At 50.7% G+C, this 21,559-nt stretch carries 26 protein-coding genes and 1 pseudogene; 10 read left to right on the top strand and 17 right to left on the bottom strand.

The annotated features are described in order from the left end of the window. Positions 1–98: 98 nt before the first annotated feature. Genes IOQ59_RS11680 through IOQ59_RS11665 form a run of 4 tightly spaced genes read right to left on the bottom strand, consistent with a single transcriptional unit; the run spans position 99 to position 3,066 of the window. Positions 99–752, bottom strand: coding sequence for a response regulator (locus tag IOQ59_RS11680; protein WP_193953468.1), 654 nt, complete (start codon positions 750–752; stop codon positions 99–101). Then, positions 749–2,011, bottom strand: a complete 1,263-nt coding sequence (locus IOQ59_RS11675; RefSeq protein ID WP_193953466.1) for a HAMP domain-containing sensor histidine kinase — start codon at positions 2,009–2,011, stop codon at positions 749–751. The genes IOQ59_RS11680 and IOQ59_RS11675 overlap by 4 nt, the downstream gene beginning before the upstream one ends. 4 nt (positions 2,012–2,015) lie before the next feature. Next, positions 2,016–2,585: a hypothetical protein gene (locus IOQ59_RS11670; RefSeq protein WP_193953464.1), complete on the bottom strand. Its 570-nt coding sequence runs from the start codon at positions 2,583–2,585 to the stop codon at positions 2,016–2,018. Positions 2,586–2,631: 46 nt separating this feature from the next. Beyond that, a complete protein-coding gene (locus tag IOQ59_RS11665; protein WP_193953463.1) occupies positions 2,632–3,066 on the bottom strand; it encodes a cupredoxin domain-containing protein in 435 nt (144 codons plus the stop codon). Positions 3,067–3,234: 168 nt separating this feature from the next. On the opposite strand from IOQ59_RS11665, the gene IOQ59_RS11660 reads away from it, so the two are divergent. From IOQ59_RS11660 to IOQ59_RS11640, 5 genes are all read left to right on the top strand, one after another. After that, positions 3,235–4,416 (top strand): lanthanide ABC transporter ABC transporter substrate-binding protein PedA1, encoded by a 1,182-nt coding sequence (locus IOQ59_RS11660; RefSeq protein ID WP_193953462.1) that lies wholly within the window; start codon positions 3,235–3,237, stop codon positions 4,414–4,416. 28 nt (positions 4,417–4,444) lie between these two features. Then, positions 4,445–5,431 (top strand): YVTN family beta-propeller repeat protein, encoded by a 987-nt coding sequence (locus tag IOQ59_RS11655; protein ID WP_193953461.1) that lies wholly within the window; start codon positions 4,445–4,447, stop codon positions 5,429–5,431. 17 nt (positions 5,432–5,448) lie between these two features. Beyond that, a complete protein-coding gene (locus IOQ59_RS11650; protein ID WP_193953460.1) occupies positions 5,449–6,180 on the top strand; it encodes a lanthanide ABC transporter ATP-binding protein PedB/LutE in 732 nt (243 codons plus the stop codon). After that, positions 6,180–7,022 carry a lanthanide ABC transporter permease protein PedC gene (locus IOQ59_RS11645; protein WP_193953459.1) on the top strand — a complete coding sequence of 281 codons (843 nt, stop codon included), beginning with the start codon at positions 6,180–6,182 and terminating at the stop codon, positions 7,020–7,022. The genes IOQ59_RS11650 and IOQ59_RS11645 overlap by 1 nt, the downstream gene beginning before the upstream one ends. A gap of 174 nt (positions 7,023–7,196) precedes the next feature. After that, positions 7,197–7,793 (top strand): peptidylprolyl isomerase, encoded by a 597-nt coding sequence (locus IOQ59_RS11640; protein WP_228050854.1) that lies wholly within the window; start codon positions 7,197–7,199, stop codon positions 7,791–7,793. A gap of 87 nt (positions 7,794–7,880) precedes the next feature. Here IOQ59_RS11640 and sigZ read toward each other — a convergent pair whose 3' ends face one another. Then, positions 7,881–8,438: an RNA polymerase sigma factor SigZ gene (sigZ, locus tag IOQ59_RS11635; RefSeq protein WP_193953458.1), complete on the bottom strand. Its 558-nt coding sequence runs from the start codon at positions 8,436–8,438 to the stop codon at positions 7,881–7,883. 58 nt (positions 8,439–8,496) lie between these two features. After that, on the bottom strand, positions 8,497–9,201 hold the full coding sequence (locus IOQ59_RS11630; protein WP_193953457.1) for a glutathione S-transferase family protein: 705 nt from the start codon (positions 9,199–9,201) through the stop codon (positions 8,497–8,499). Positions 9,202–9,372: 171 nt separating this feature from the next. On the opposite strand from IOQ59_RS11630, the gene IOQ59_RS11625 reads away from it, so the two are divergent. Further along, complete coding sequence (locus tag IOQ59_RS11625) at positions 9,373–9,693, top strand: heavy metal-binding domain-containing protein (RefSeq protein WP_193953456.1); 321 nt, start codon at positions 9,373–9,375, stop codon at positions 9,691–9,693. A gap of 73 nt (positions 9,694–9,766) precedes the next feature. Here IOQ59_RS11625 and IOQ59_RS11620 read toward each other — a convergent pair whose 3' ends face one another. Both IOQ59_RS11620 and IOQ59_RS11615 read right to left on the bottom strand, forming a co-directional pair. After that, positions 9,767–10,447 (bottom strand): phosphorylase family protein, encoded by a 681-nt coding sequence (locus IOQ59_RS11620; RefSeq protein WP_193953455.1) that lies wholly within the window; start codon positions 10,445–10,447, stop codon positions 9,767–9,769. Positions 10,448–10,506: 59 nt separating this feature from the next. Next, positions 10,507–11,391, bottom strand: a complete 885-nt coding sequence (locus IOQ59_RS11615) for a LysR family transcriptional regulator (RefSeq protein WP_193953454.1) — start codon at positions 11,389–11,391, stop codon at positions 10,507–10,509. A 130-nt stretch (positions 11,392–11,521) separates the two neighbouring features. Between IOQ59_RS11615 and IOQ59_RS11610 the strand changes: the two genes are divergently transcribed. Further along, positions 11,522–11,965 carry a PACE efflux transporter gene (locus IOQ59_RS11610; RefSeq protein WP_193953453.1) on the top strand — a complete coding sequence of 148 codons (444 nt, stop codon included), beginning with the start codon at positions 11,522–11,524 and terminating at the stop codon, positions 11,963–11,965. An 18-nt stretch (positions 11,966–11,983) separates the two neighbouring features. On the opposite strand, the gene IOQ59_RS11605 is transcribed toward IOQ59_RS11610, so the two are convergent. From IOQ59_RS11605 to IOQ59_RS11595, 3 genes are read right to left on the bottom strand one after another with little or no spacing between them, the layout of a single operon-like run. Next, entirely contained in the window at positions 11,984–12,631 is a 648-nt protein-coding gene (locus IOQ59_RS11605; RefSeq protein ID WP_193953452.1) for an ABC transporter ATP-binding protein, read from the bottom strand. Further along, the gene (locus IOQ59_RS11600; RefSeq protein ID WP_371871860.1) at positions 12,624–13,388 is read right to left on the bottom strand and encodes an ABC transporter permease; all 765 of its coding nucleotides are present in this window, start codon (positions 13,386–13,388) and stop codon (positions 12,624–12,626) included. Before IOQ59_RS11600 ends, IOQ59_RS11605 begins: the two co-directional genes overlap by 8 nt. Next, positions 13,385–14,341 carry an ABC transporter substrate-binding protein gene (locus tag IOQ59_RS11595; protein ID WP_193953451.1) on the bottom strand — a complete coding sequence of 319 codons (957 nt, stop codon included), beginning with the start codon at positions 14,339–14,341 and terminating at the stop codon, positions 13,385–13,387. Before IOQ59_RS11595 ends, IOQ59_RS11600 begins: the two co-directional genes overlap by 4 nt. Before the next feature lie 154 nt (positions 14,342–14,495). On the opposite strand from IOQ59_RS11595, the gene IOQ59_RS11590 reads away from it, so the two are divergent. Next, complete coding sequence (locus IOQ59_RS11590) at positions 14,496–15,098, top strand: rhodanese-like domain-containing protein (protein WP_193953450.1); 603 nt, start codon at positions 14,496–14,498, stop codon at positions 15,096–15,098. 100 nt (positions 15,099–15,198) lie between these two features. Further along, the gene (locus IOQ59_RS11585; RefSeq protein ID WP_193953449.1) at positions 15,199–15,867 is read left to right on the top strand and encodes a response regulator; all 669 of its coding nucleotides are present in this window, start codon (positions 15,199–15,201) and stop codon (positions 15,865–15,867) included. 307 nt (positions 15,868–16,174) lie between these two features. On the opposite strand, the gene IOQ59_RS11580 is transcribed toward IOQ59_RS11585, so the two are convergent. From IOQ59_RS11580 to IOQ59_RS11570, 3 genes are all read right to left on the bottom strand, one after another. Further along, a complete protein-coding gene (locus IOQ59_RS11580; RefSeq protein WP_193953448.1) occupies positions 16,175–17,476 on the bottom strand; it encodes a hypothetical protein in 1,302 nt (433 codons plus the stop codon). A 494-nt stretch (positions 17,477–17,970) separates the two neighbouring features. Continuing rightward, a complete protein-coding gene (locus IOQ59_RS11575) occupies positions 17,971–18,639 on the bottom strand; it encodes a phytanoyl-CoA dioxygenase family protein (RefSeq protein WP_193953447.1) in 669 nt (222 codons plus the stop codon). Between the two features lie 31 nt (positions 18,640–18,670). Next, positions 18,671–19,060: a GFA family protein gene (locus IOQ59_RS11570; protein WP_193953446.1), complete on the bottom strand. Its 390-nt coding sequence runs from the start codon at positions 19,058–19,060 to the stop codon at positions 18,671–18,673. Between the two features lie 193 nt (positions 19,061–19,253). On the opposite strand from IOQ59_RS11570, the pseudogene IOQ59_RS11565 reads away from it, so the two are divergent. Beyond that, positions 19,254–19,394: pseudogene (locus IOQ59_RS11565) on the top strand (DUF808 family protein); the annotation flags it as partial. A 153-nt stretch (positions 19,395–19,547) separates the two neighbouring features. Here the strand turns inward: IOQ59_RS11565 and IOQ59_RS11560 are convergent. From IOQ59_RS11560 to IOQ59_RS11550, 3 genes are all read right to left on the bottom strand, one after another. Continuing rightward, complete coding sequence (locus tag IOQ59_RS11560; RefSeq protein ID WP_193953445.1) at positions 19,548–19,802, bottom strand: hypothetical protein; 255 nt, start codon at positions 19,800–19,802, stop codon at positions 19,548–19,550. A gap of 584 nt (positions 19,803–20,386) precedes the next feature. Next, entirely contained in the window at positions 20,387–20,764 is a 378-nt protein-coding gene (locus IOQ59_RS11555; RefSeq protein ID WP_193953444.1) for a hypothetical protein, read from the bottom strand. Between the two features lie 132 nt (positions 20,765–20,896). Further along, positions 20,897–21,418 (bottom strand): DUF1353 domain-containing protein, encoded by a 522-nt coding sequence (locus tag IOQ59_RS11550; protein ID WP_228050853.1) that lies wholly within the window; start codon positions 21,416–21,418, stop codon positions 20,897–20,899. Positions 21,419–21,559 lie beyond the last annotated feature (141 nt).

Below are 21,559 nucleotides of genomic sequence, written 5' to 3'. Positions count from 1 at the left end.
TTGCTTGTCCATACTGCCTATCCTTAGCCATTGCTGGCTCAATAATAGGCAGTTACACAGTTTTATCTACAGTCTCTCGAACAAACTTAAAATGCCGACTAACGCCCTACTTCCGGTGAAACCTTTATCACTCCGGTCTCAATCGCCAGATGTACCAGCTCCGTAGTAGAGTCCACTTCCAACTTGCTCTTCAGCATCGCGGTATAATTCGACACGGTTTTTGCACTGATAGAGAGTTGCTCCGCAACCGCTTTCACACTGAAGCCGCGCGCCAGCATCACAAACACCTCAAACTCACGCTGAGTCATATCCTGCAGGCGTTGATCAGAAACCGTCTTCGGTTGCTGACGCATTGCCAGCCGCATCGCCAGCGCATGTTCCACATAGATCTGACCGACCGCCACGTTGCGTACCGCTTCAATCAGCACCTCAGGGGAACTGCTTTTGGTGATATACCCCAAAGCCCCACAATCCAGCGCCTGCTGCACCATCGGCATCTCATCGTACATGCTGAAAAACAGGATACGCGCATCAGGGTCTCGCTTTAAAATTCGACGCGCAGTTTCGATGCCACTGATCCCCGGCAGATTAATATCCAGAATCATCATATCCGGCTGGTGCGCAACACACCGCATACAGGCTTCTTCCCCACTTTCCGCTTCAAACACCTCACAGGGGTCAAGCATCACAGACAACAAACTGGCATACCCCTGTCGCACCACTGCGTGGTCATCAGTAATCAGAATCTTCATGGTGCCTCCACAGGCATGCTCAATGATATTTTGGTACCGCCGCCAGACACCGACTCCAGCTGAAGCACACCACCCAGATAACGCGCCCGCTCATGCATCGAGCGCATACCAATCCCCGGCTTAGACTGCGGCATCAAACCACAACCGTTATCGATAACCCGTAGCTGTAATCGCGAACCATGCATCACCAATGAAAGCTCAGCCACCGTCGCCTGCGCATGCCGGGTCACGTTATGCAGTGCTTCCTGTACCAAACGATATAGATGACCGGCACGTTCTGGTTCTAACTCAGGAAAAGCGTTAGCCATCTCAAGTTTCACCGGAATACCGCTGCTTTCCTGCCACTGTTCGGCGAGATTGCACAGTGCATCTTTCAGGCCCAACTGATGCAAAATAACGGGATGCAGATCCCGGATCAGATGGCGGAAGCTTTTCTGCATCTCGTCGCAATGTCCTACGATCCGCTCCGCCGTTTTCTCAACCACCAGTTGCTGATCCGCCGCCTGACAAATCATATAGGCCTGCGCCCGGATACCCGTCACGTACTGCCCCAGATCATCATGTAAGGTATGGGCCAAGCGAGTGCGTTCCGATTCCTGCAATTCCATCAGCTGCTTGGTGAGCTGGCGGTTACCGTATTGCTCCTGCTCCAGCGCTTCAGCCATTCGATTAAAATGATCCGCCAACTGGTCAGCCTCCGGCATCGAGTAATGCTGCAAACGGGTACAAAACGGCCCACTCTTCTCCTGTTCCAGGGTTTCAAGAATCTTACTGATTGGCTTCAGCCCCTGACGCACCCCCCAAAAGATCATCAGGTTGGACAGCAACGCACCACCAAGAAATAATCCCGCCAGCATCAAGGCGGATTCCCACACCTCATCAATCTCATCATCCGGCGTCGCCACCACATACAACAGCTCACCGTTCATGAGCGGGTAGCGCCATGGGCGCGCGACAAACGCACCTTTCGGTTGCAACAGATCAGAGAACCACGCGGGCACATCGTTATCCCGGTCATACGCAGCAGGCAGATGATTGAGATAGAAATGGATATGTCGGGTGTTACCGTTGAGCAACGGCTGTAAACGGGAAGGATCGTATTGAGCCGCTTCAATCATCTGCTCAGCAAAGTGGATACTGGCACCGATCTCGCGTTCGATATCTTTTTCACCCTGCCGGATCAGACCAAACAGGGTCAGAACAAAGGCCAGTACAAACACCACGCTGACCAGTAAATTTAACCGCAATAAACCTTTCAATGGATTACCTGATTATTAACTGAGGCAACCAATGTTCCGCATGATCGGCTTCATACAAATCACCTGCGGTGATCGGTTTAGCAGTGGGGTCATCTGGCGGCGCGGCCAGCACATCCAGATTGGTTTCGTACAAGGTACCCACAATCGGGCCTTCAGGTGGATTCTGCCATTCCAGCTTGTAGTACACACCAAACCACGGGTTAATACCGTAGTCGTTGGGGGCCCGCCGGATAAACAGCAGCTGATACTCCAGATCAATCAGCTCACCCTGGCGAATCTGCTGTTTATTCTGATAAGGGTACGGCAAGTGACATAACTGCTGCTTTTCACTTTCCAAACACTTAAACGGCCGCATCGACAGAAATTGATCACCGTAGGGCGCGTCGTCCATCTTGACGACCGCACTGTAACCGTCCTGCGTGGGTGTCAGCAGCAACCGACCGATGGTCAGCTGCTCACCTTTTCCGTCCTGTAACACAATCTGCCGTGACTGCACGGTGTTGTCAGCGGATGCCAGCATGCTTACTCCGACGAGCAAACCTGTTCCGATCAATTTTTTGACGGTGCGAAACATCGTGTACTCTCCCTTTCGGATATTAAGCAAACACACTGACCAGTGATTATTTCACCTTAAACACACCGACCATGCCTTTACCTTCCAGGCCTTCCATCTCAAACTCAAACTCGCCCGTTTTCACCGGTACAAAGTAAATCTCTGCTTCGGAAGCGTCTTCAAACTCCAGCTCGGTCAGGCTCACCGCTTTGATCTCCATGCCACCTGCTTCTACCTTACGCAGGAAGATGGAGGAGAAGAACTCCGGCGCCTGCATCGCGTATTCTTTCTGACCATTGGAGATGATCGCCAGCTTGTACGACTTACCTGTTTCCAGCTGGTACTCCTTCTGCGACATGAAATAGTCAGACTCATCACTGCCCATGACCAGATCCGGCAGTTTCTGCGGACGACGGGTAAGATCCCCTGCGGCCTGAGCAACAGATGTAACAGCCATCAGGCCAGCAAAGCCTGCAATCATTAGGGGTTTAAGGAGACGCATAGATACCTCGGTGTTTTTATTCTGTGGATTACACCTATTAATGCTAGAGAGCGCCCACTTTTTAAAAATGGTACTTCGGTACTAATTGTTTCGTACTTTCTTCATATTTCTCCGCTCCTGCACACCCCCTATGCTGGTGTCATAAGAACAATTACATCGAAGATCACTATGCTGAAACGTCTGAAAACATCTCTATTCCTCGCCAGTTCCGCATTATTGCTAAGCAGTACGGTGGCGTTGGCGGCCAAGCAACCACTCACGATTGATGTGGCATACCTGCAATTCCAGCCAGAACGTCCGCCAGCACTCTCTAACGTACTACCGGAACCTGACGATGCGGGATTAGCCGGTGCTGAACTGGGTATAAAAGACAGCAATACCACCGGGCGCTTTCTGAAACAGAAATACCAGCTAACCCAAAAAATCACGACCAGTGCTGAACAGATGCTGCAGGATGGCCAAGCCCTCTATAACAGCGGCATCCGTCTGTTTGTGGTCAATATGCCCTCCGCCCAGCTCCAACAGTTTTCAGCGGCAATGGGCAATGATGCGTTGATTTTTAATGCCGGATCTCAAGCCGATGAGCTGCGCACCGACGTATGCCTGAACAACGTATTACACACCACTCCCAGCCGCGCCATGCTGACCGATGCACTGGGCCAGTGGCTCAATGCAAAACGTCTGAAAGAATGGTTACTGATCAGCGGCAACCAGCCGGAAGACAAAGCCTACGCCAATGCGCTTAAACGCACCGCGAAACGCTTTGGCGCTGAGATCGTCGAAGAAAAACAGTGGAGCTTTGATACCGATCTGCGCCGTACTGCGCAGAACGAACTGCCACTTTTCACTCAAACAGATGAATATGACGTGGTGGTTGTCGCTGACGAACGCGGCGACTTCGGAGAATACATTCTTTACAACACTTGGTATCCGCGTCCCGTTGCCGGCACACAGGGATTGACGCCGGTAACTTGGCATCGCGTGGTGGAGCAATGGGGGGCAGCCCAGCTACAGAGCCGATTTGATAAGTTAGCCGAGCGCTGGATGACGGGCAAAGACTATGCTGCTTGGGCTGGGATTCGCTCAATTGCCGAGGCGGTGACTCAAACCCGCAGCAACAACGCCACTGAACTGCGCAGCTTTATCCTGTCCGACAAATTTCAGCTCGCCGCCTTTAAGGGCCGCAAGCTTAACTACCGCACCTGGAGCGGTCAGTTACGCCAGACCATTCCACTTATCCATCCACGTGCGCTGGTATCTCAGTCACCGCAACACGGGTTCCTGCATCCGGTTACCGACCTGGACACCCTTGGATTCGATAAACCTGAAAGCCGCTGCCGCATGCAGTAATAGCTGTACTTAATCTTGGAGAGATCCCATGAAAGCCACACAATTTATCCGTTCAGCCCTGCCTGCGGCGATTGCCACTACCCTGCTCACCCTCAGTGCCAGCAGTTTCGCTGCGGTGGCCTACGTATCCAACGAGAAAGACGACACCCTATCAGTGATCGATCTAGACACGATGAAAGTCACCGAGACTATCGATGTGGGTCAGCGACCACGTGGCATCACGTTGTCCAAAGATCACACCAAGCTATATATCTGTGCGTCTGATTCCGACACTGTACAGATCATGAATCTGGCCGATCACAGCATTATCGCCGAGCTTCCATCCGGTGAAGACCCGGAACAGTTTGCCCTGCATCCAAATGACCGTCACCTTTACATCGCCAATGAAGACGATGCACTGGTCACCGTCGTCGATACTGAAACACAAGATGTTCTGGCACAGATCGATGTGGGTGTTGAGCCTGAAGGTATGGCTGTGAGCCACAACGGAAAATGGGCCGTCAACACCAGTGAAACCACCAACATGGTGCACTGGATCGACACCAGCACCTATGAACTGGTAGACAACACACTGGTGGATCAGCGCCCACGTCATGTGGAATTCAACAAAGATGATTCCCTGCTGTGGGCCTCTTCAGAGATCGGCGGCACCGTATCCGTTATCGACACCAGCACCCGTCAGATCATTCAAAAGCTGACCTTTAAAATCCCCGGCATTCACCCGGACAAGGTTCAGCCGGTGGGCGTCAAACTGACCTCCGATGGCAAGTACGCCTTTATCGCATTAGGCCCGGCTAACCATGTGGCCGTCGTGGATGCAAACACCTATGAAGTGCTGGATTATCTGCTGGTGGGTCGCCGCGTCTGGCATATGACGTTCAATGAGGACGAAAGTCAGATGTACACCACCAACGGTGTGAGCGGTGATGTGTCTGTTGTAGATGTGGACAAAATGAAGGTGACCAAATCAATCAAAGTCGGCCGCTACCCTTGGGGTGTTGTGGTTAAACCTTAACTGAAAGGTCTGTCTTCATGAGTATTCGAGTCAGCTCCGTCAGCTTTAACTACGGCCCTCGCGGCGCACTGAATGATCTCAGCTTTGAATTACAAGCAGGTCGTTTCAATGCGCTGCTCGGCCCCAACGGAGCGGGCAAGAGTACCTTGTTTGCCCTGCTCACCCGGCTGTACGCCTTACAGAGTGGAGAGATTAGCATCTGCGGCCACAGTATCAGGCAGCACCCGACCACGGTGATGCAGCAGCTGGGCGTGGTATTTCAACAAAGCACACTGGATCTGGACCTGACCGTGGGCCAAAACCTGAAGTACCACGCGTCTCTACATGGCATCAGCGGTCGTGATGCACAACAGCGGATGGAAACTGAGCTACGACGCATGGAGATGGCTGATCGGATCAATGACAAAGTCCGCAGTCTGAACGGCGGCCATCGCCGCCGTGTCGAGATCGCCCGTGCGTTAATGCACAATCCAAGCGTGCTGCTATTGGACGAGCCGACAGTTGGGCTTGATCCTCAAACCCGTCTGAAACTGAACCAACACGTACGCTCCTTATGTGAAAAACAAGATCTGACTGTCCTCTGGGCCACCCATCTGATTGAAGAGGTTCACGACGAAGATAACGTTTTGATGCTGTTTAAAGGCGAATTGAAGGCTCAGGGTCAGGGCGCCGCAATTTGCGCCAGCCATCAGCATGACAACCTCACCCACCTGTTCCATCACCTCAGCGGTGTTGAGGAGGTCGCTTGATGAATAACCGCATAAACATTGAAGCTAAAGCACCGCTCAATAACGCCGCTTATTTCAGCTGCTTTTACGGCATTCTCAGCCGGGAATTCCTGCGCTTTGTCAGCCAGCGCTCGCGCTTTTTCAGCGCACTGATCCGCCCGCTACTGTGGCTGGTCGTGTTTGCGGCTGGCTTTCGGGCGGCGCTGGGTATCGCGATTATTGAACCGTACGAAACCTACATTACCTATGAGGTCTACATCGCTCCCGGCCTCTGCTGCATGATCCTGCTGTTTAACGGCATGCAAAGCAGTCTTTCTATGGTTTACGATCGGGAGATGGGCAGTATGCGTGTCTTACTGATGAGCCCCCTGCCCCGTGGATTTCTGCTGATCTGTAAGCTCGCTGCCACTGCCCTGATCTCTCTGGCTCAGGTCTATACCTTCCTTGCTATCGCCCTGTTTGTGGGTGTTGATCCGCCACTGTTGGGCTATCTGGCGGTGTTACCTGCGCTGATCCTTGTGGCATTGATGCTCGGCGCATTGGGCCTGTTTATGTCGTCATGGATCAAACAGCTGGAGAACTTCGCTGGCGTGATGAACTTCGTCATCTTCCCGATGTTTTTCCTCTCCTCCGCACTCTATCCGCTATGGAAAATGCGCGAAGCCAGTGAATGGTTGTATTGGCTCTGTTCCGTCAATCCGTTTACCCACGCCACCGAGTTAGTGCGCCATGCGCTCTACCTGAAAATAAGCTGGGAAGCATTTGCGGTGGTCGCTGGCACGACATTGGTATTCTCAGTACTGGCGATCAAAGGATTTAACCCACAGCGCGGCATGAAAGCAAAAGGTAAAGGTCCGGCATAGACAAAACTTAGGGCGCTTAAAATACTATCTTTATCAGTTAGTTATACAGCTTCGTTCCCGCTTTTTGTAGTTCCTACAACTTCTCAAATGGCGTAGCATCCATGCTGCACATCCACCTCTCAGTGGATGTGCATCCCCTCAAACGGACTGTTCTATCGCTATAGGAATCAAACAATGAAAAAACTCTTTCTCGCGCTTATGCTGCTGTGCAGTGCGTCCTTTGCTTTTGCGGGCAACGATTATGTCGTCACCAAAAAAGTATTTATGGATATCACTATTGGTGGGAAGAAAGCCGGTCGCATCGAGATTGGCCTCTTCGGTGAAACCGTGCCAAAAACCGTTAACAACTTTTACGCACTGAGCACCGGTGAAAAGGGTTTTGGTTACAAGGGCAGTCAATTCCACCGCGTGATTCAGGACTTCATGTTGCAAGGGGGTGATTTCACCAATGGAGACGGTACCGGCGGTAAATCCATCTATGGAGAACGCTTCCCGGATGAAAATTTCAAGCTCTCACACTTAGGTGCGGGCTGGTTGTCGATGGCCAATGCAGGCCCGGATACCAATGGCTCTCAGTTTTTCATCACAACAGTGAAAACACCGTGGCTGGATGGACGTCATGTGGTGTTCGGCAAGGTATTGGCCGGGATGGATATTGTGCGCCTAATCGAAAAAACGGCAACGGACTACCGTGATCGCCCGGAAAAAGATGTTGTGATTGCAGACAGTGGCTCTTTGCCGGTGGCTACGCCGTTTTCTGTGACACCGTAAGCAAGCAAACGCTAAACATCGGTACCATGCCACACAGGATTCAGCGCGTTAAGCGTGGCATGATACCGATGCTCCATATTCAGTACTTTAGCAATCTCCACATCTCTCCTGCCTCTTACGGTATTCAACCACCCGACCTTGTCGATCTAGTTCAAGATGACAGCATTGCTCAAACGCCTCACGTAGCTTCAGCCGTCCACGCTGTACGCGGGATTTCAGCGTAGAATAACTAACACCTAATTCAGCGGCATACGCTTTCTGCGACCGCCCCTCAATATCGACGGCCAGCAATAGATCAGCGGTTTTTTGCGGTAACGTCCGCACAAATGGCACAACACATTCGCTCAATTGCTGCTTAACATCCGGCTCACTGTGTTCATACCACAGATCAACAGGCTCAGCGTCACGCGCGGTGCCACGCTTGCGATAGAAGTCGATCACGGTGTTATTAGCCAGCTGAAATAACCAAGGTTTGAGCTTGTCCTGCGCACGCAACGTGCCAATATTTCGATGTGTCTTAATCAGGATCTCCTGCAACAGATCCTCCACATCATCGGGATCGGATATCTTTGATTTCAGCATCGCCCGTAAGCTGTTGCTGTAGGCCTGCCAGACCTCTTCGATGTTCAATACATACCTCTTCATGACCTACCCGATGGATCACAAAAGGGGCGCTCTCTGCCCCCCCATGCCTCACTTAAGCTTAACAGCAACTATCAGTGGCGCAGGTATTGTTCGCCGGCGCTGATACCTGACAGTTCCGGTTACCCAAAAATGTCTGATCCGACAAATAGAAGCCTGTAAACGCCTCTTCGAAATCAGTTGCCACCGACTTTTCTGCCAATCCGGTAAACAGCAGATGCTGCTGCCAACGTTTCAGCTTGGGATAACCAGCCAGAAAGTCATAACCCGCATGCCTCTCGATTAACGCCGCCCGATGCAACAACGGTAACCAGGCAATATCCACCATACCAACCTCGTTGGTGTTAAAGAAACGGGCATTACCCAGCTCTTTTTCTATCGAGGCAAAGGCTTTCGCCAGTTTTACGCTGCGTTCATTCAACGTAACTTCATCACCACTGCGTTGCGCACTGCACTGTACCAAGTAGTTTTTAGCGGCCAAGTAACTCCATGCTCGATTAACTGCCTTCTGCTCAGGCGTGAGTGACGAATTCAGCGGTCCGTAGGCATCCTCGATATATTCCACAATCGCATCGGATTCGAACAGCGCCTGACCTGATTCCGTGATCAACACCGGCACCTGCCCGTTCGGAGAGAGATCCAGAAACCACTGAGGTTTGTCTTTAAGACTGATGTATTCAATCTCGTAGGGAAAACCTTTGGCTTCCAGCAAAGCGGTTACGCGTTGAACAAATGGGCAGATCGTAAAGCTAATCACTTTGAGCATGGTGTCTTCTCATGTTGGATGTTTTACCTATAAGACGAGGGGACATCGAAAAAGACGCATTTTTTGAATACTTTCTTCAAAGACCATCTTAAAAAGATGTAAAGAATGATGAACCGTTTATTCCGCACACAGGTCCTATACTCATCCAATACCCCTACAAGGAGAACAACGATGCTAAAAACAACGACCTCTACCGTCGATGGCAAGCCAATTCAGGACTATCTGAATGTTGTCGTGGGCGAGGCTATTCTGGGTGCCAATATCTTTAAAGATCTTTTCGGTGCAGTACGCGATATTGTCGGTGGTCGTTCTGGTGCTTATGAGCAGGAGATGGGTAAAGCACGAGAGATCGCCTTTGCAGAGATGGAATCCAAAGCACAGGCTTTGGGTGCTGATGGTATCGTGGGCATTGATATCGATTACGAAGTCATCGGCCAGAACGGCAGTATGATGATGGTGAGCGTGAGCGGCACCGCAGTGAAGTTTAAGTAACTGACTGTGTCAGTATGCTCCCCCACCCGCCGGTTGGGGTGAGCATCAAACCTGACGTGCTGAATATCCGTCCTTATTCGCTGAGCAGCGAAGACATCCCGTACTCTTTTTCCAATACCCCCGCGAAAGCCTTAGCACCTTTTGCAACATTGGTTTCCCAATCACTGGGCGCTTCGCCGTCAGCATGGTCACTGGTGTATTTGTAGGAGACAAATTTCACACCCAGCTTCTGGCTCACTTTCCACAGCGCATAACCTTCCATATCGACCAGATCGATACGAATACCCAATCCATCCAGTGCCTTAATCGAATCACTGACAAAAGAGTCCCCGGTGCCCAGTACGATACCCTTTGCCTGTGGCAGAGACTCCCCAGAGAATGGCGCAATGCCACGCTGAAAGCCGATTTCACGGGCATCCATATCCCGCTCGATAAACGTACCAATTTTATTCAGTCCCCGGGTATCTGTTACCGCACCTGCAGTACCGTAGTTGATCACCAGATCCGGTTTGTAGTGAATAATCGCATCATACAAACCAAGAGCCGCATTCACTTTCCCCACACCGGTATAAATGATCGGGGCGAAACGCTCTAACCCCGGCGTTTCAGCTTTCAGGGCGGAGACAATCAGGTAACGCGTTTGATCTGCTGCCTGAGCGGGTAAAACAAGCGCAAAAGCCAACAAGGCAGTGACTGCACGAGCAGATAGATATTTCAGCGGAGATAAGCCCATTTTCATAATCTTTCCTGACATTTTTTCGATCCTTAGGTATGGACCACATTATACGGTAGACCGTAAACCATGGCATGCCGTCAGACCAGAAACGCCAACTCAGCCAGCTCACGATAGAGCCACTGGCCTGCCGTACCCTCTTTATATTTGGGGCTAATAATAAGATCCACCGGCATATTCATCAGATCACCTCCTCCCTCAAAACGCAGCATAGTCAGGCTACCGTCATCCAACCATGGCCGGGCCAGATGCTCCGGCACCCAGGCCCAACCTAAACCCCTTTTCACCATATCTATCAGAAAGTACTGGCTTTCGACCTTCCATAGCTTACTACTCAGCTGATCTATCTCGGCAACTTTTCCGGTACGTGAAGTCAGCAACAATTGTCGGTAATAGCCAAGCTCGTCAAAACCTGGCAGTACCTGACCGCTTAATGGATGATCTGTACTCGCCACAGACACAATCGTCATCTGTTTGAGCGGCTTGATATAGTAGCCTTCCGACGCTTCCAGCGTACTGATTAACACGCCTATATCAACGCGCCCCTGCTGTACCAGTCTGATAATATCTCTGCGCGCGGGGTTCAGCAGTTCCAGCTCCAATTGCGGAAACGCGTGCTCAAAGCGCACCAGCATATCCTCCAGAGCTTCGCCAATCAGCGACTCTTCCACCGCCAGGGTCAACCTCCCCTCCTCACCTGCTGCCATTGAATCAGCACGTCCTTCAAACAGTTTGGCCTGCTCCAACAGTGCCCTAGCCTGCGGTAATAGAGCATGTCCCTCTTCCGTAAGCGTAGGTTCGCGACGACTGCGATCGAACAGCTCCAGGCCAAGATCCAGCTCCAGATTTGAGATGGCAGTGCTGACCGCCGATTGCGCTTTGCCCATCTCACGTGCTGCCGCAGAAAACGAACCGCGCTCCACGCTCAAACTAAACGCTCGCAGTTGCTCCAGATTAAAGCGCATCTCTCACCTCCTACGGGTTTAACACAAGACCCAACCCATCTAATTATCAGATATATACTAACTTTTAACTATAGATATAAATGAGAGAATAGCACCAACACTTTTTCATCACTAAGTTCTGGAGATCACCATGCGGACCACCCAAGACAGAATCCGTCACACACTGTTGTTTGAAGCCATTGCGCTTGTACTGGCGACGACGGTGGCTGCCTTGGTACTGGAAAATTCGGTGACCGAGATTGGAACTTTGGCGGTCACCCTGAGCTTGATTGCGATGGGCTGGAACTACCTTTACAACCTATGGTTCGATCAGTGGCAGCACCATACGCCACCGAATAAGCGGTCCTTTAAGTTACGCCTGATTCATGTGATGGGATTTGAAGGCGGATTACTCATCGCGACATTGCCATTGGTTGCCTGGTGGCTTGAGATGAGCCTGTGGCATGCGTTCCTGACCGATATAGGTTTTACGCTGTTCTTTATGGTGTACGCTTTTGCCTTTAACTGGGCCTATGATCTGGTATTTCCGCTGCATCCACAGCCAACACAGATCACCGCGGGTATGAGCGACTAGGGGTATTTTCCGGCAGGATTAAGCTCCCAAGGCGGACTCTAACATCCGCCTTTCAGCACTCTCTTTCTCAAATCGACTGACAATCTGCGCGGGTTTACCCCCCAACACCAAAATCCGATCTCCAATCTGTAAGGCTTCATCCAGATCATGAGTGACATAGAGCAGATGACGTTGAGGGTTGCTTACAACCAAACGTTCAACCAGTTCACGCATCTGCCGGGCGGTCACCGGATCGAGAGAAACCAAAGGTTCATCCATCAGGATCAGATCGGGGGATAACAATAAACAGCGCACCAATGCCACACGGCGAGCCATTCCTAATGAAAGGCGGGTCGGAAACTGATTCGCCACATCAGCCAAGCCTACTTCGGACAATAACCTAAGTGCTAACGCCTGATCAGGATTCACCAGCAACAGGTTATCCATCACCGTACGCCACGGTAGCAAACGCGGCTGCTGGAACAGATAGGCCAGCGTAGGTGTCTCTCCCTGCCAGATCGGTTGCTGATAACCCTTATCTAGACCGGCAATGATGTTGAGCAACGTTGTCTTACCGCAACCGGAAGGTCCCAATAAACAGATACTCTCACCCGGCTCAAACCGGATACCCACATCACCCAGCACCGGACGCCTGAACCCTCGCCCTGAGATATGAAACTCAAGCATGATTCTGCTCCCGCTTCCATCGCACCGCATACTGCTCGGTGGGCTGCAGCAGGCACCACTCGATCAGTTGTACCACCACAATAAAGGCAAAGCTGTAAGCAAGAATTGCCGTCACATCAAACAACTGAAACGCCAGGTGGAGCTGAAAGCCAATACCGTCGGAACGCCCTAACAGCTCAACCACCAGCACAATTTTCCAGATCAGCGCCAAACCGCTGCGGGTGGCCACCATGACAAAGGGAAACAGCTGCGGCCACCAGATATGACATACCCGTTGCCAGAAACTGAAGTGATACACCTGCGCCATCTCCTCCAGTTCAGGATCGAAGGTGCGAGCACCCTCTCTCAGCGTGACAGCGACATTGGGCAACTTGTTGATCACGACAGCAGCCACGGCTGCGGCTTCCACCAGCCCAAACCAGACATAAAGCAAAATAATCACCACAAGCGCAGGAATATTCAGCAACAATACCAAGAAGGGATCGAACCAGCGGTTAAGGTTACGAAACCGTCCCATCAGCACACCGAGAATCGCCCCCAAAAACATAGCAATACCAAAGCTGATCAAGACCCGTTGCAATGTGATCCAGAGATGGGATTGCATCTCTCCCTGCAGCCAAAGGTCGTGCATCAGACTCATCACCGCCAGAGGTGTGGGCAGGAGTGGATTGTTCAATACGGTGGCGGCGACCTGCCAACCAATCCCGATCACCAGTAAGGTGACACTCTGATCCCGCCATGCCGATAAGATATTCACGGCTGTAACCGGAAAAGTGATGCGTCCAGCGGTTGATGGGTAGGCGTTTTACGGCTTTGGTCAATCAGCGTATAGAAGCGTTGTGCACTGCTGATCTGCGCATCATCCAATGCGGTGGGCACCCCCTGAAGATAGCCACTCCGTAATGCGGCAAACGTGGCATCGTCGGTCGCTTTCATCAGCGGACGAATACGGGCCCAGCGCCGGTCATCAGCATCACTCTGTAAACGCAGCTTAGTCTGAGCAACCGCCTGTTTAAAGCCTCGTGCCAACACCGGATTCTGCTCAACCCAGTCACGCTTAAACAGGTAGCCTAACATCGGCATCTGCGCTGATAATCCCTGATTTTCTGTGATTGTCTGCAAAGACAACAGTGGTTTAAATCCTTTCGCTTCGAGCCGTGCCCCGTAGTGCCAGAAGGTCACCAACAGATCCAGATTTCCCCGCTCCAACTCACTGTTCAGAAGTGGCGGTGCAGCAAAGGTAATCTGAGCTTCCCGCTTCAGATCGATACCGGCCTGACGTGCTTCAGCCTGCAATAACACCCAGCCTTTGGAGTACGGACCTCCGGCCACTCCGATGCGCTTACCACGCAGTCCATCGGGCCATGTAAGCTCGCTATCTTCAGCCACAATCACCCGGCCAATCGAGCGGGAATACGGCACAAACCACAGCGCTTCGCCCTGAGCCTGGCGCTGACCAGCCCAGAGCCAGTCGGATACAATGGCATCTACTCCATCACTGCTCAACGCGAGGCGTGTCGCTGACATCGTCGCGTAGGGCTGAATATCCAGCGCGAAACCATGCACCCTGTCGAGCCCCTCTGCCTGCAACGTTTTCAGCTCCCAATGCACGGTGCCGCCGTGCAAGACACCGACCTTTACCACCGGTAATGGGGCCGCAGAAACAGGCAGGTTCAGACAGGCAATTAATAGCAGGAATAGACGTAACATCAGGTGATCTCTGGGATTTCGGGTTATATAAAATCACCTTAAGCTGCCCCTTAACGCCAAAAAATAGTACTTTCGTACCTGTTTTTTCGCCCCATGGTAGGATTCATGCCGGCACTTTAGCAGGGTGTAATAAACCTGTATGGAGGCCAAAAAGATGAGATCCCTGACCCTTATGCTCTGTTTCCTCTGGATGGCATCGGCCAACGCAGCGGATCAGGCAGACACTGAAGCAACGTCAAACAGCCATTGGTTGGAAGCGTTTAAGGATCAGGAAGAGCTGTTCTCATTTGAGGGTTACCGGATCATCCGCTATCGCAGCCCAACACCGCAAGGGGCGGACGGGGCGAAAACGATCAGCACGCAGACACTGCAGCAGATGCTGCACAGCGATCAGCCTCCCAAGTTACTCAACGTACAACCAGTACGTTGGCAACACGGACACTTTCTGCAGCAAGAGCCTTTTCTGCAGATACCGGGCAGCCGCTGGACTCCCAATGTCGGGATGGGTGAACTCGATGAAGGATGGGAAAAGTACTTCCGTTACCATCTGGAAGTGGTAACAAATCATCAGCAAAACGCCGCGTTGGTACTATACTGTCGGGCCGATTGCTGGATGTCATGGAACGCGATAAAACGCGCAGCCAGCTGGGGATATACTAATCTCTACTGGTATAGGGACGGTGTTGACGGCTGGCGGGATGCCGGACTGAAGATGCACGCAGGTACACCGGAGCCATATCCGGTACGGAATAGATAAGCACGCAAGATATGACGAAGAAGGTAGTCTGAACACAGACACACCGGCGGACACACGGGAAGTGATCGCACATAATAACTAGAACGGCTGGAGATGTGTTGTGTATAAAATATTGATAGCGGACGATCATCCGCTGTTTCGTGAAGCGATCACCAACGTGATCGAGAAAAGTTTTCCCGGTTGCGAAACAATTGAAACCGAGGATCTGGACAGCGCCCTGAGCATCACGCAGGAAAGCGACGAACTGGATCTGATCCTGCTGGACCTGAACATGCCTGGTATGAACGGTCTTAACGGTCTCATTACGTTACGCAATGAAGCGCCAACCATCCCGGTGGTCATTGTCTCCGCCGAAGAGGACAAACAGATCGTCTTGCAGGCGATTACCTACGGCGCAGTTGGCTTTATCACTAAGTCATCACCACGCGAACAGATGACAGAAGCGCTGACCCAAATTCTGGCCGGCAATGTCTATCTGCCGTCTGATATTATCCGCTCCAGTCAGCCGGAAAACCGTCGTTCCAGCCGTAAAGATGAAAACCAGATTCCACCGGAACTGCTCTCCTCCCTCACCCGCCGTCAGCTGCTGGTGCTGGAGCGCATGTCCAAGGGCGAATCGAACAAACAGATCGCCTACAACCTGAACATCGCAGAAACCACGGTGAAAGCCCACGTATCGGCTATCTTGCGCAAACTCAATGTCCATAACCGAATTCAGGCCGTACTTTGCGCCGGTAACATCGACTTTGGCGAATATCTGAAACGTTGATCGCAGAGCACATATCTTTCAACGAAAGCGTCTGATGCAAATGCTCTGGATAAAAAAAGGGTGCCTTATCGTTAACGCATAAGGCACCCTTTTTTGTGCACTTGATTATAACACCGTCAATTTCTGACAGATCTTATTCACGATAGCTAACCTTTTTTTCGCTCTCAGGAGAGACCTGGTCAGGAAAAACGGCTGTTAAATCACACGGAGCTGTTATCTATCCTTACGTACATAGAAAAGCTGCTCGTATGCGATCCGTAGACCCCAATAACGACCGAGCAGCTTTTGCATCGAGGCTCAACGGCTGTTAAGCGATATCACCAAATTCCAATACACCTTCAGCGGAGTAGAAACCGATCAGGCGAATCGCGACCTCAGCATCACTGTTGTAGGATGGCGTAGAGGTCTCAACCTGTTCAGAGTCATCCTGTTCCGCCAGCAACACAGACTCGTCCTGGTTACTGCTATGCAGCGTCAGTTCAAATTCTCCATTGTCTTCTGACAGATCCATGCCAAGCGCATTCAACATCTCAGTATCCAACTCAAGATCATGCAGCTTAACGAAACCTTCTGACGTCATAATCTTCATATCGAGCGAGTAGCTTTCATCTTCACCCTGCTCAACGTCAAACTCAATTTTGTTGTGGTCCGTTGAGGTAAAGAAACTCACCCAGTTATCCAGTGAGTTAGCCTCACCGTCGGTATCTTCACCGTCAGTGCCTTCACCATCGGTATCTTCACCATCGGTATCTTCACCATCGGTATCTTCGCCATCGGTATCTTCACCATCGGTACCTTCACCCTCAGTGCCTTCACCCTCAGTGCCTTCACCATCGGTATCTTCACCATCGGTATCTTCACCGTCAGTACCTTCACCGTCAGTACCTTCACCGTCAGTACCTTCACCATCGGTGCCTTCACCGTCAGTGCCTTCACCATCGGTACCTTCACCGTCAGTGCTTTCACCATCGGTACCTTCGCCGTCAGTGCTTTCACCATCGGTACCTTCACCGTCAGTGCCTTCACCATCGGTGCCTTCACCGTCAGTGCCTTCACCATCGGTACCTTCGCCGTCAGTGTCTTCACCATCAGTGTCTTCACCATCAGTGTCTTCACCATCGGTGTCTTCACCATCGGTACCTTCGCCGTCGGTATCTTCACCGTCAGTGCCTACCGATGCCAATTCAGCGCCTTGCATCAACAACTCCATGACCGACAGTTCACCCAGCATCAATCCTGCGGTATCACCAGTGTCATCACCCTCAACAACCTCATCGGACTCAGTATCCGTTGCACTACCCTGCCCAAGCCATTCGGCTGGCAACTGTACGACATCACCTTCACCTAACGCGTGTAACTGAAGTTTTACGTTTGCTTCAGTCATAACCACGGTTTCAGCTTCATCCGTTAAAACCAATTTACGCTTACTTCCAGGTGTGATCAGATATTCACCATCTTCTAACGCAGCATCAGCCTTTTTCCGGTTGAAACCCGGATTGTCCTTTTCCGCCATGATCTGGGCTTTACGTATCTGACCCGGTGGTACATCTGGTCGATTACCACCAGCATGACTATGCGCATTGTGATTTTTTGCGTTGCCTTTTGACATCGGAATTCCCCAAGCTAATTAAAATTACTTTATTTCCGGCATTCCTACCTATGCCACATCATCAAATACTGGCTATGAGCGACCATGTCCCAACAACACAAATCTGTACAGCCATACAGTACGAAGAAAGTACTAGTTAAACGACGGTTTGAAATATGGCGTAAACGATACGAATCGTCCAGCGGTAACTGATACAAAGTGGGAATTAAAAAAACATTTCACGACAGAAGAAAGAAAAGAAGATCGATAAAATCTATTTTTTCAGATAAATATCAATAAGTTAAAAAAAATAAAATCTAGTAGCACGCGAGTAAAGCCGCGTAGATAGATGAGTGAAATTCATAAAAGCCTGAACAGTAGTTATCTGTGCAAATCGCGACCAGATATAACTTTCATTTATCACAAGCACAAAGCACCCTCGGCCGAGCAAGGCCGAGGCAAGTCTTTGGAGATAACAGTGATCAAATTAACGGGGAGCCACTGACCTGATTCACTCAGGCCCAGTTCAGCCCTGCGGGCAGCTGATATCCGCTGTATTCGATGTGGATAATTCGACGCGCTGAAGGCGCCTTAGCTTTACTCGAGGCATGTACAAGATGCGGCCGCATCACAAGAACATCACCCGTGTCAGCAATACACTCCTCTGCCGGATGAGACTCAGCATACTCCTGAATTTGCTCTGCGCTTAACAAGCCCGCGTTATGGCTGGCTGGCAACACCCGCAGGCAGCCACTTCGCTGGTCTGCCGGATCGAGATGTAATCGCAGCGAAACCATATTATCCAACACCTCGATTGGGGGTTGGACGTGATAGACACCGTCTTTCCTGCTCCACGGTCCCCAGTTTTCCAGTTCGACCTTGTCAGATAAGGTCACGGTCCTGTCCTGATGCCAACTCACCCGCCAGTTATTGTCCGGGGTTTTATCGAACAAAATCACCCGTACCACGGACGCGATACCGGTCAGATAGCTTTCAGCGAGTCTCTGCAATTCAGCAGACTGAGCGATTTCACGAATCAGCGGATACTTTTTCTCCGCATTTCTAAGGCCACCTTTGTACTTGCCAAGTGTAAGCTCTGACAGATCATCCCGAAGCTTTTGCACTGCGTCCCTCGGTACTAACCCGGACAAAAGCTCATATCCCTGATAATCAAATGCCGACATAATTTCCTTCCTCCCTGTAGTTTCCTATTCCCTATTCGAACTCCAAACACTGCGGCAGTTCACTATTTATCTGGTACCACGGTGCTTTCTGCGAAACCCAGATGTGATTTTTCTCATTCACCTTAGGATCATCATCCAATGAGCCCAAACGCAAAATGACGTGAGCCGTCCCCTCACGTTTAGCGTAAATTTGCGTCCCACAACACCGACAAAAATAGCGCTGTTTTCCGGGTGACGATTCGTATTGATTGAGCCATTCCTCGCCTTTCAGGACAAAATCTTCATCCGCGACAGCCACCACACTGGAGAAAGCCGATCCGTGTGCTTTACGGCAAGTCTGACAATGACAGTGCACAATCTCACCCACCGGACCGGCAATGTCATATGACGCCTGTCCGCATAAACAACTACCTGTAATCATGAATACTCCATCGGGTTTTGCGTCTACACCAAAGAGACCAAGTGTAGACCAGTCCTGACTGTTTTTTGTCAAATTTGCTTAAGACACACTGTTGTCGTAACAGCGGAAATACTCATCGGCCGCCGCTCTTTGTCATCTCTATTCGGTGAAATAAAAAGCTGTGCCCGAATAAACTCAATGATGGAGATCAAACATGGCCGGAGCCAGCCTGTTAGCCCTGCCAGATGATATTGCGTTGGTACTCGACGATGTGGCCGCCATGTCTAAAATTGCGGCCCGAAAAGCAGCGGGCGTTTTAGGAGATGATCTGGCACTCAATGCCGAACAGTCAACCAGGTCCAACGAATCCTGAGCAAATAATATGGTGCGACACACCTGAAAAGAGCAGTTTTAAAGCGTCTGGAAAAGGCAGGAAGGATTAGTAAAACGCTGCGGGAACACCACAAAGGAGGTACCACAGCGGGATACTCAGAATCGATACGTTAATCTAGCGAATCGCCTTACAGAAGTTACTTTTTGGCGGCTGCCAGCTCAAACCACCCTTATCGATATAGCAGGACTTTTCCTTGATATGTGCACGGGAATAGCCGCTGCAATCTCTGGCCGCAAAGTAACAGGTCCCTTTAACGTTTTCTTTCTTATAACGGGCACCGGGTTCTTCAGCAGACACGGCAGTGGATGAAAATACAAATGAGGTTACTGCTACAGCAACGAGGCTAATCCATTTTCCTTTGTTAAACATCTATAAACCTATTTTGTTTGATCCATTAACGTTTGACTCACCTCACCGCTCAGCGACGGTTGCTGCCTTGTCACAGCCATACAAAATCCAACCGGATTGGCATGGGAGGGTTACAACGTAAATACGCCTGAAAACAGACACGTTACAAAAGATAAAAGCTGACCGGCATGTTTTGCCTAGAGCAGAAAAACCGCTCAGACACAGAGGATATGAGGTGTTGCGAATAGATATTCGAGACACCTCATCATAGAGAAAGCGCGGTACGAGACACCACTCCTGTCATACTATGCCATCCATTGCACCGTAAACGTCCTGACTTTCCCTTTATAAGCTGCGTTAGTACTGCATACGTTTAACGGGCCGAACCGACTGCGATAAGTCTGCACGCTCAGTATGACAACCCGTTGAAACAAACGTTTAAACTAACGTTATATTCATCGCGATAGTAACAAGAGTTTATCCCGATAAACTACTCCCAAAAGCACTACTATTTAGAGAGGACACACTGCAAATTGAGGCAGATCATCAATCATGATCAGTCCATTGTGAGTGTCATGTTACAAAGGCAGTTTTAGATCGGGGTTTTACTCAAACACCCGCGGACAACCGCCATATTCGTTAAAAGACTCATCCCAGCGACGCACATCGTTGGCACGACGCCAGCGTGAATGATAAAACTCCATCAGACATGGACCACTATCCACCTGAATCAGCAGCGTATCGAACTCTTTTACCTGATTGTACGGCGGATACTCCGTGGTATCGCCCCAGGTATACCCGCCTTTACGATCAGCGTAGGCTTTCCAAAACTCATCGATACCCACCCAGCGACTGTTCTCTTTATCCCAGGCCTGTAACTCGCCACGGCTATCTTTTTGTACCTGTCCATCCCGGAAGTCTTCTGGTGCACTCCACGCCAATGGCGCACTCAGAACCATAATCACAGCTAAGATTACTCGCATCGATCTATCTCCCCTATCACCCTATTTATTCGTTCACGGTCATTCGAATACCCGCCATTCTATTCGACTGACTTGAAATCAAACTGAAAAAAACGTCATTGCCGACATCTGCATCAGACAAAACTCTCAGCCTTAAACTGCAGAAGGAACACCTGTCGGGATAATATCCTTTGCGCTTCGATTGCGATTTGATTTCCACGACAGCCAACCGAAAGTTGTCAGTGCTAACCATGCCAGCCAATCCAGCAATACCATGCCGTTAACCTGCTTAGCGACCTGATAGAACATCTCATCCCAATGAGTCTGTCCCATGGCCTGATCCTGTTTACAGATTTCACCATCCTTACCCACCACGTAGATGTAGTCGTAGCGGTATCCAAAGTCGTGAATCAGACCAGGAATGAGCAGCAAACCGGTCGGCGAAAGTAAGGCCCATAAGGGGCGTGGAATTGAGGCTCCATCAAACACAAACCCTTTCGGGATCAGAACACGACGACCGTCAGGCAGATCAAATTCCCAGTTTTCCACCAACTGCCACTGTCTGACGTCGGTGACCCAGGCTTTGATACGAGAGAAGAGCCCCTTACCTTTGGTGCGAATAGGTAACGGGGTAAGTTTCGGCATTTGGGAAGGCGTAACAGTGTGTGCATCCATGACAACATCCTTGAATCGGGAGTAAGAAAAACGCCCGGAAGAGAGTTGAAACGCTCACAACTCAATACTGCATCCGTACAATCTATATACAAAGTACCCGATATTCAGGCGGATAAAAACTGCTCAGTTCTATCAGTCTGA

This window comes from Pontibacterium sinense (assembly GCF_015209595.1).
Taxonomy (GTDB): domain Bacteria; phylum Pseudomonadota; class Gammaproteobacteria; order Pseudomonadales; family Balneatricaceae; genus Pontibacterium; species Pontibacterium sinense.
This window is presented reverse-complemented; position numbering and strand designations above follow the sequence as displayed.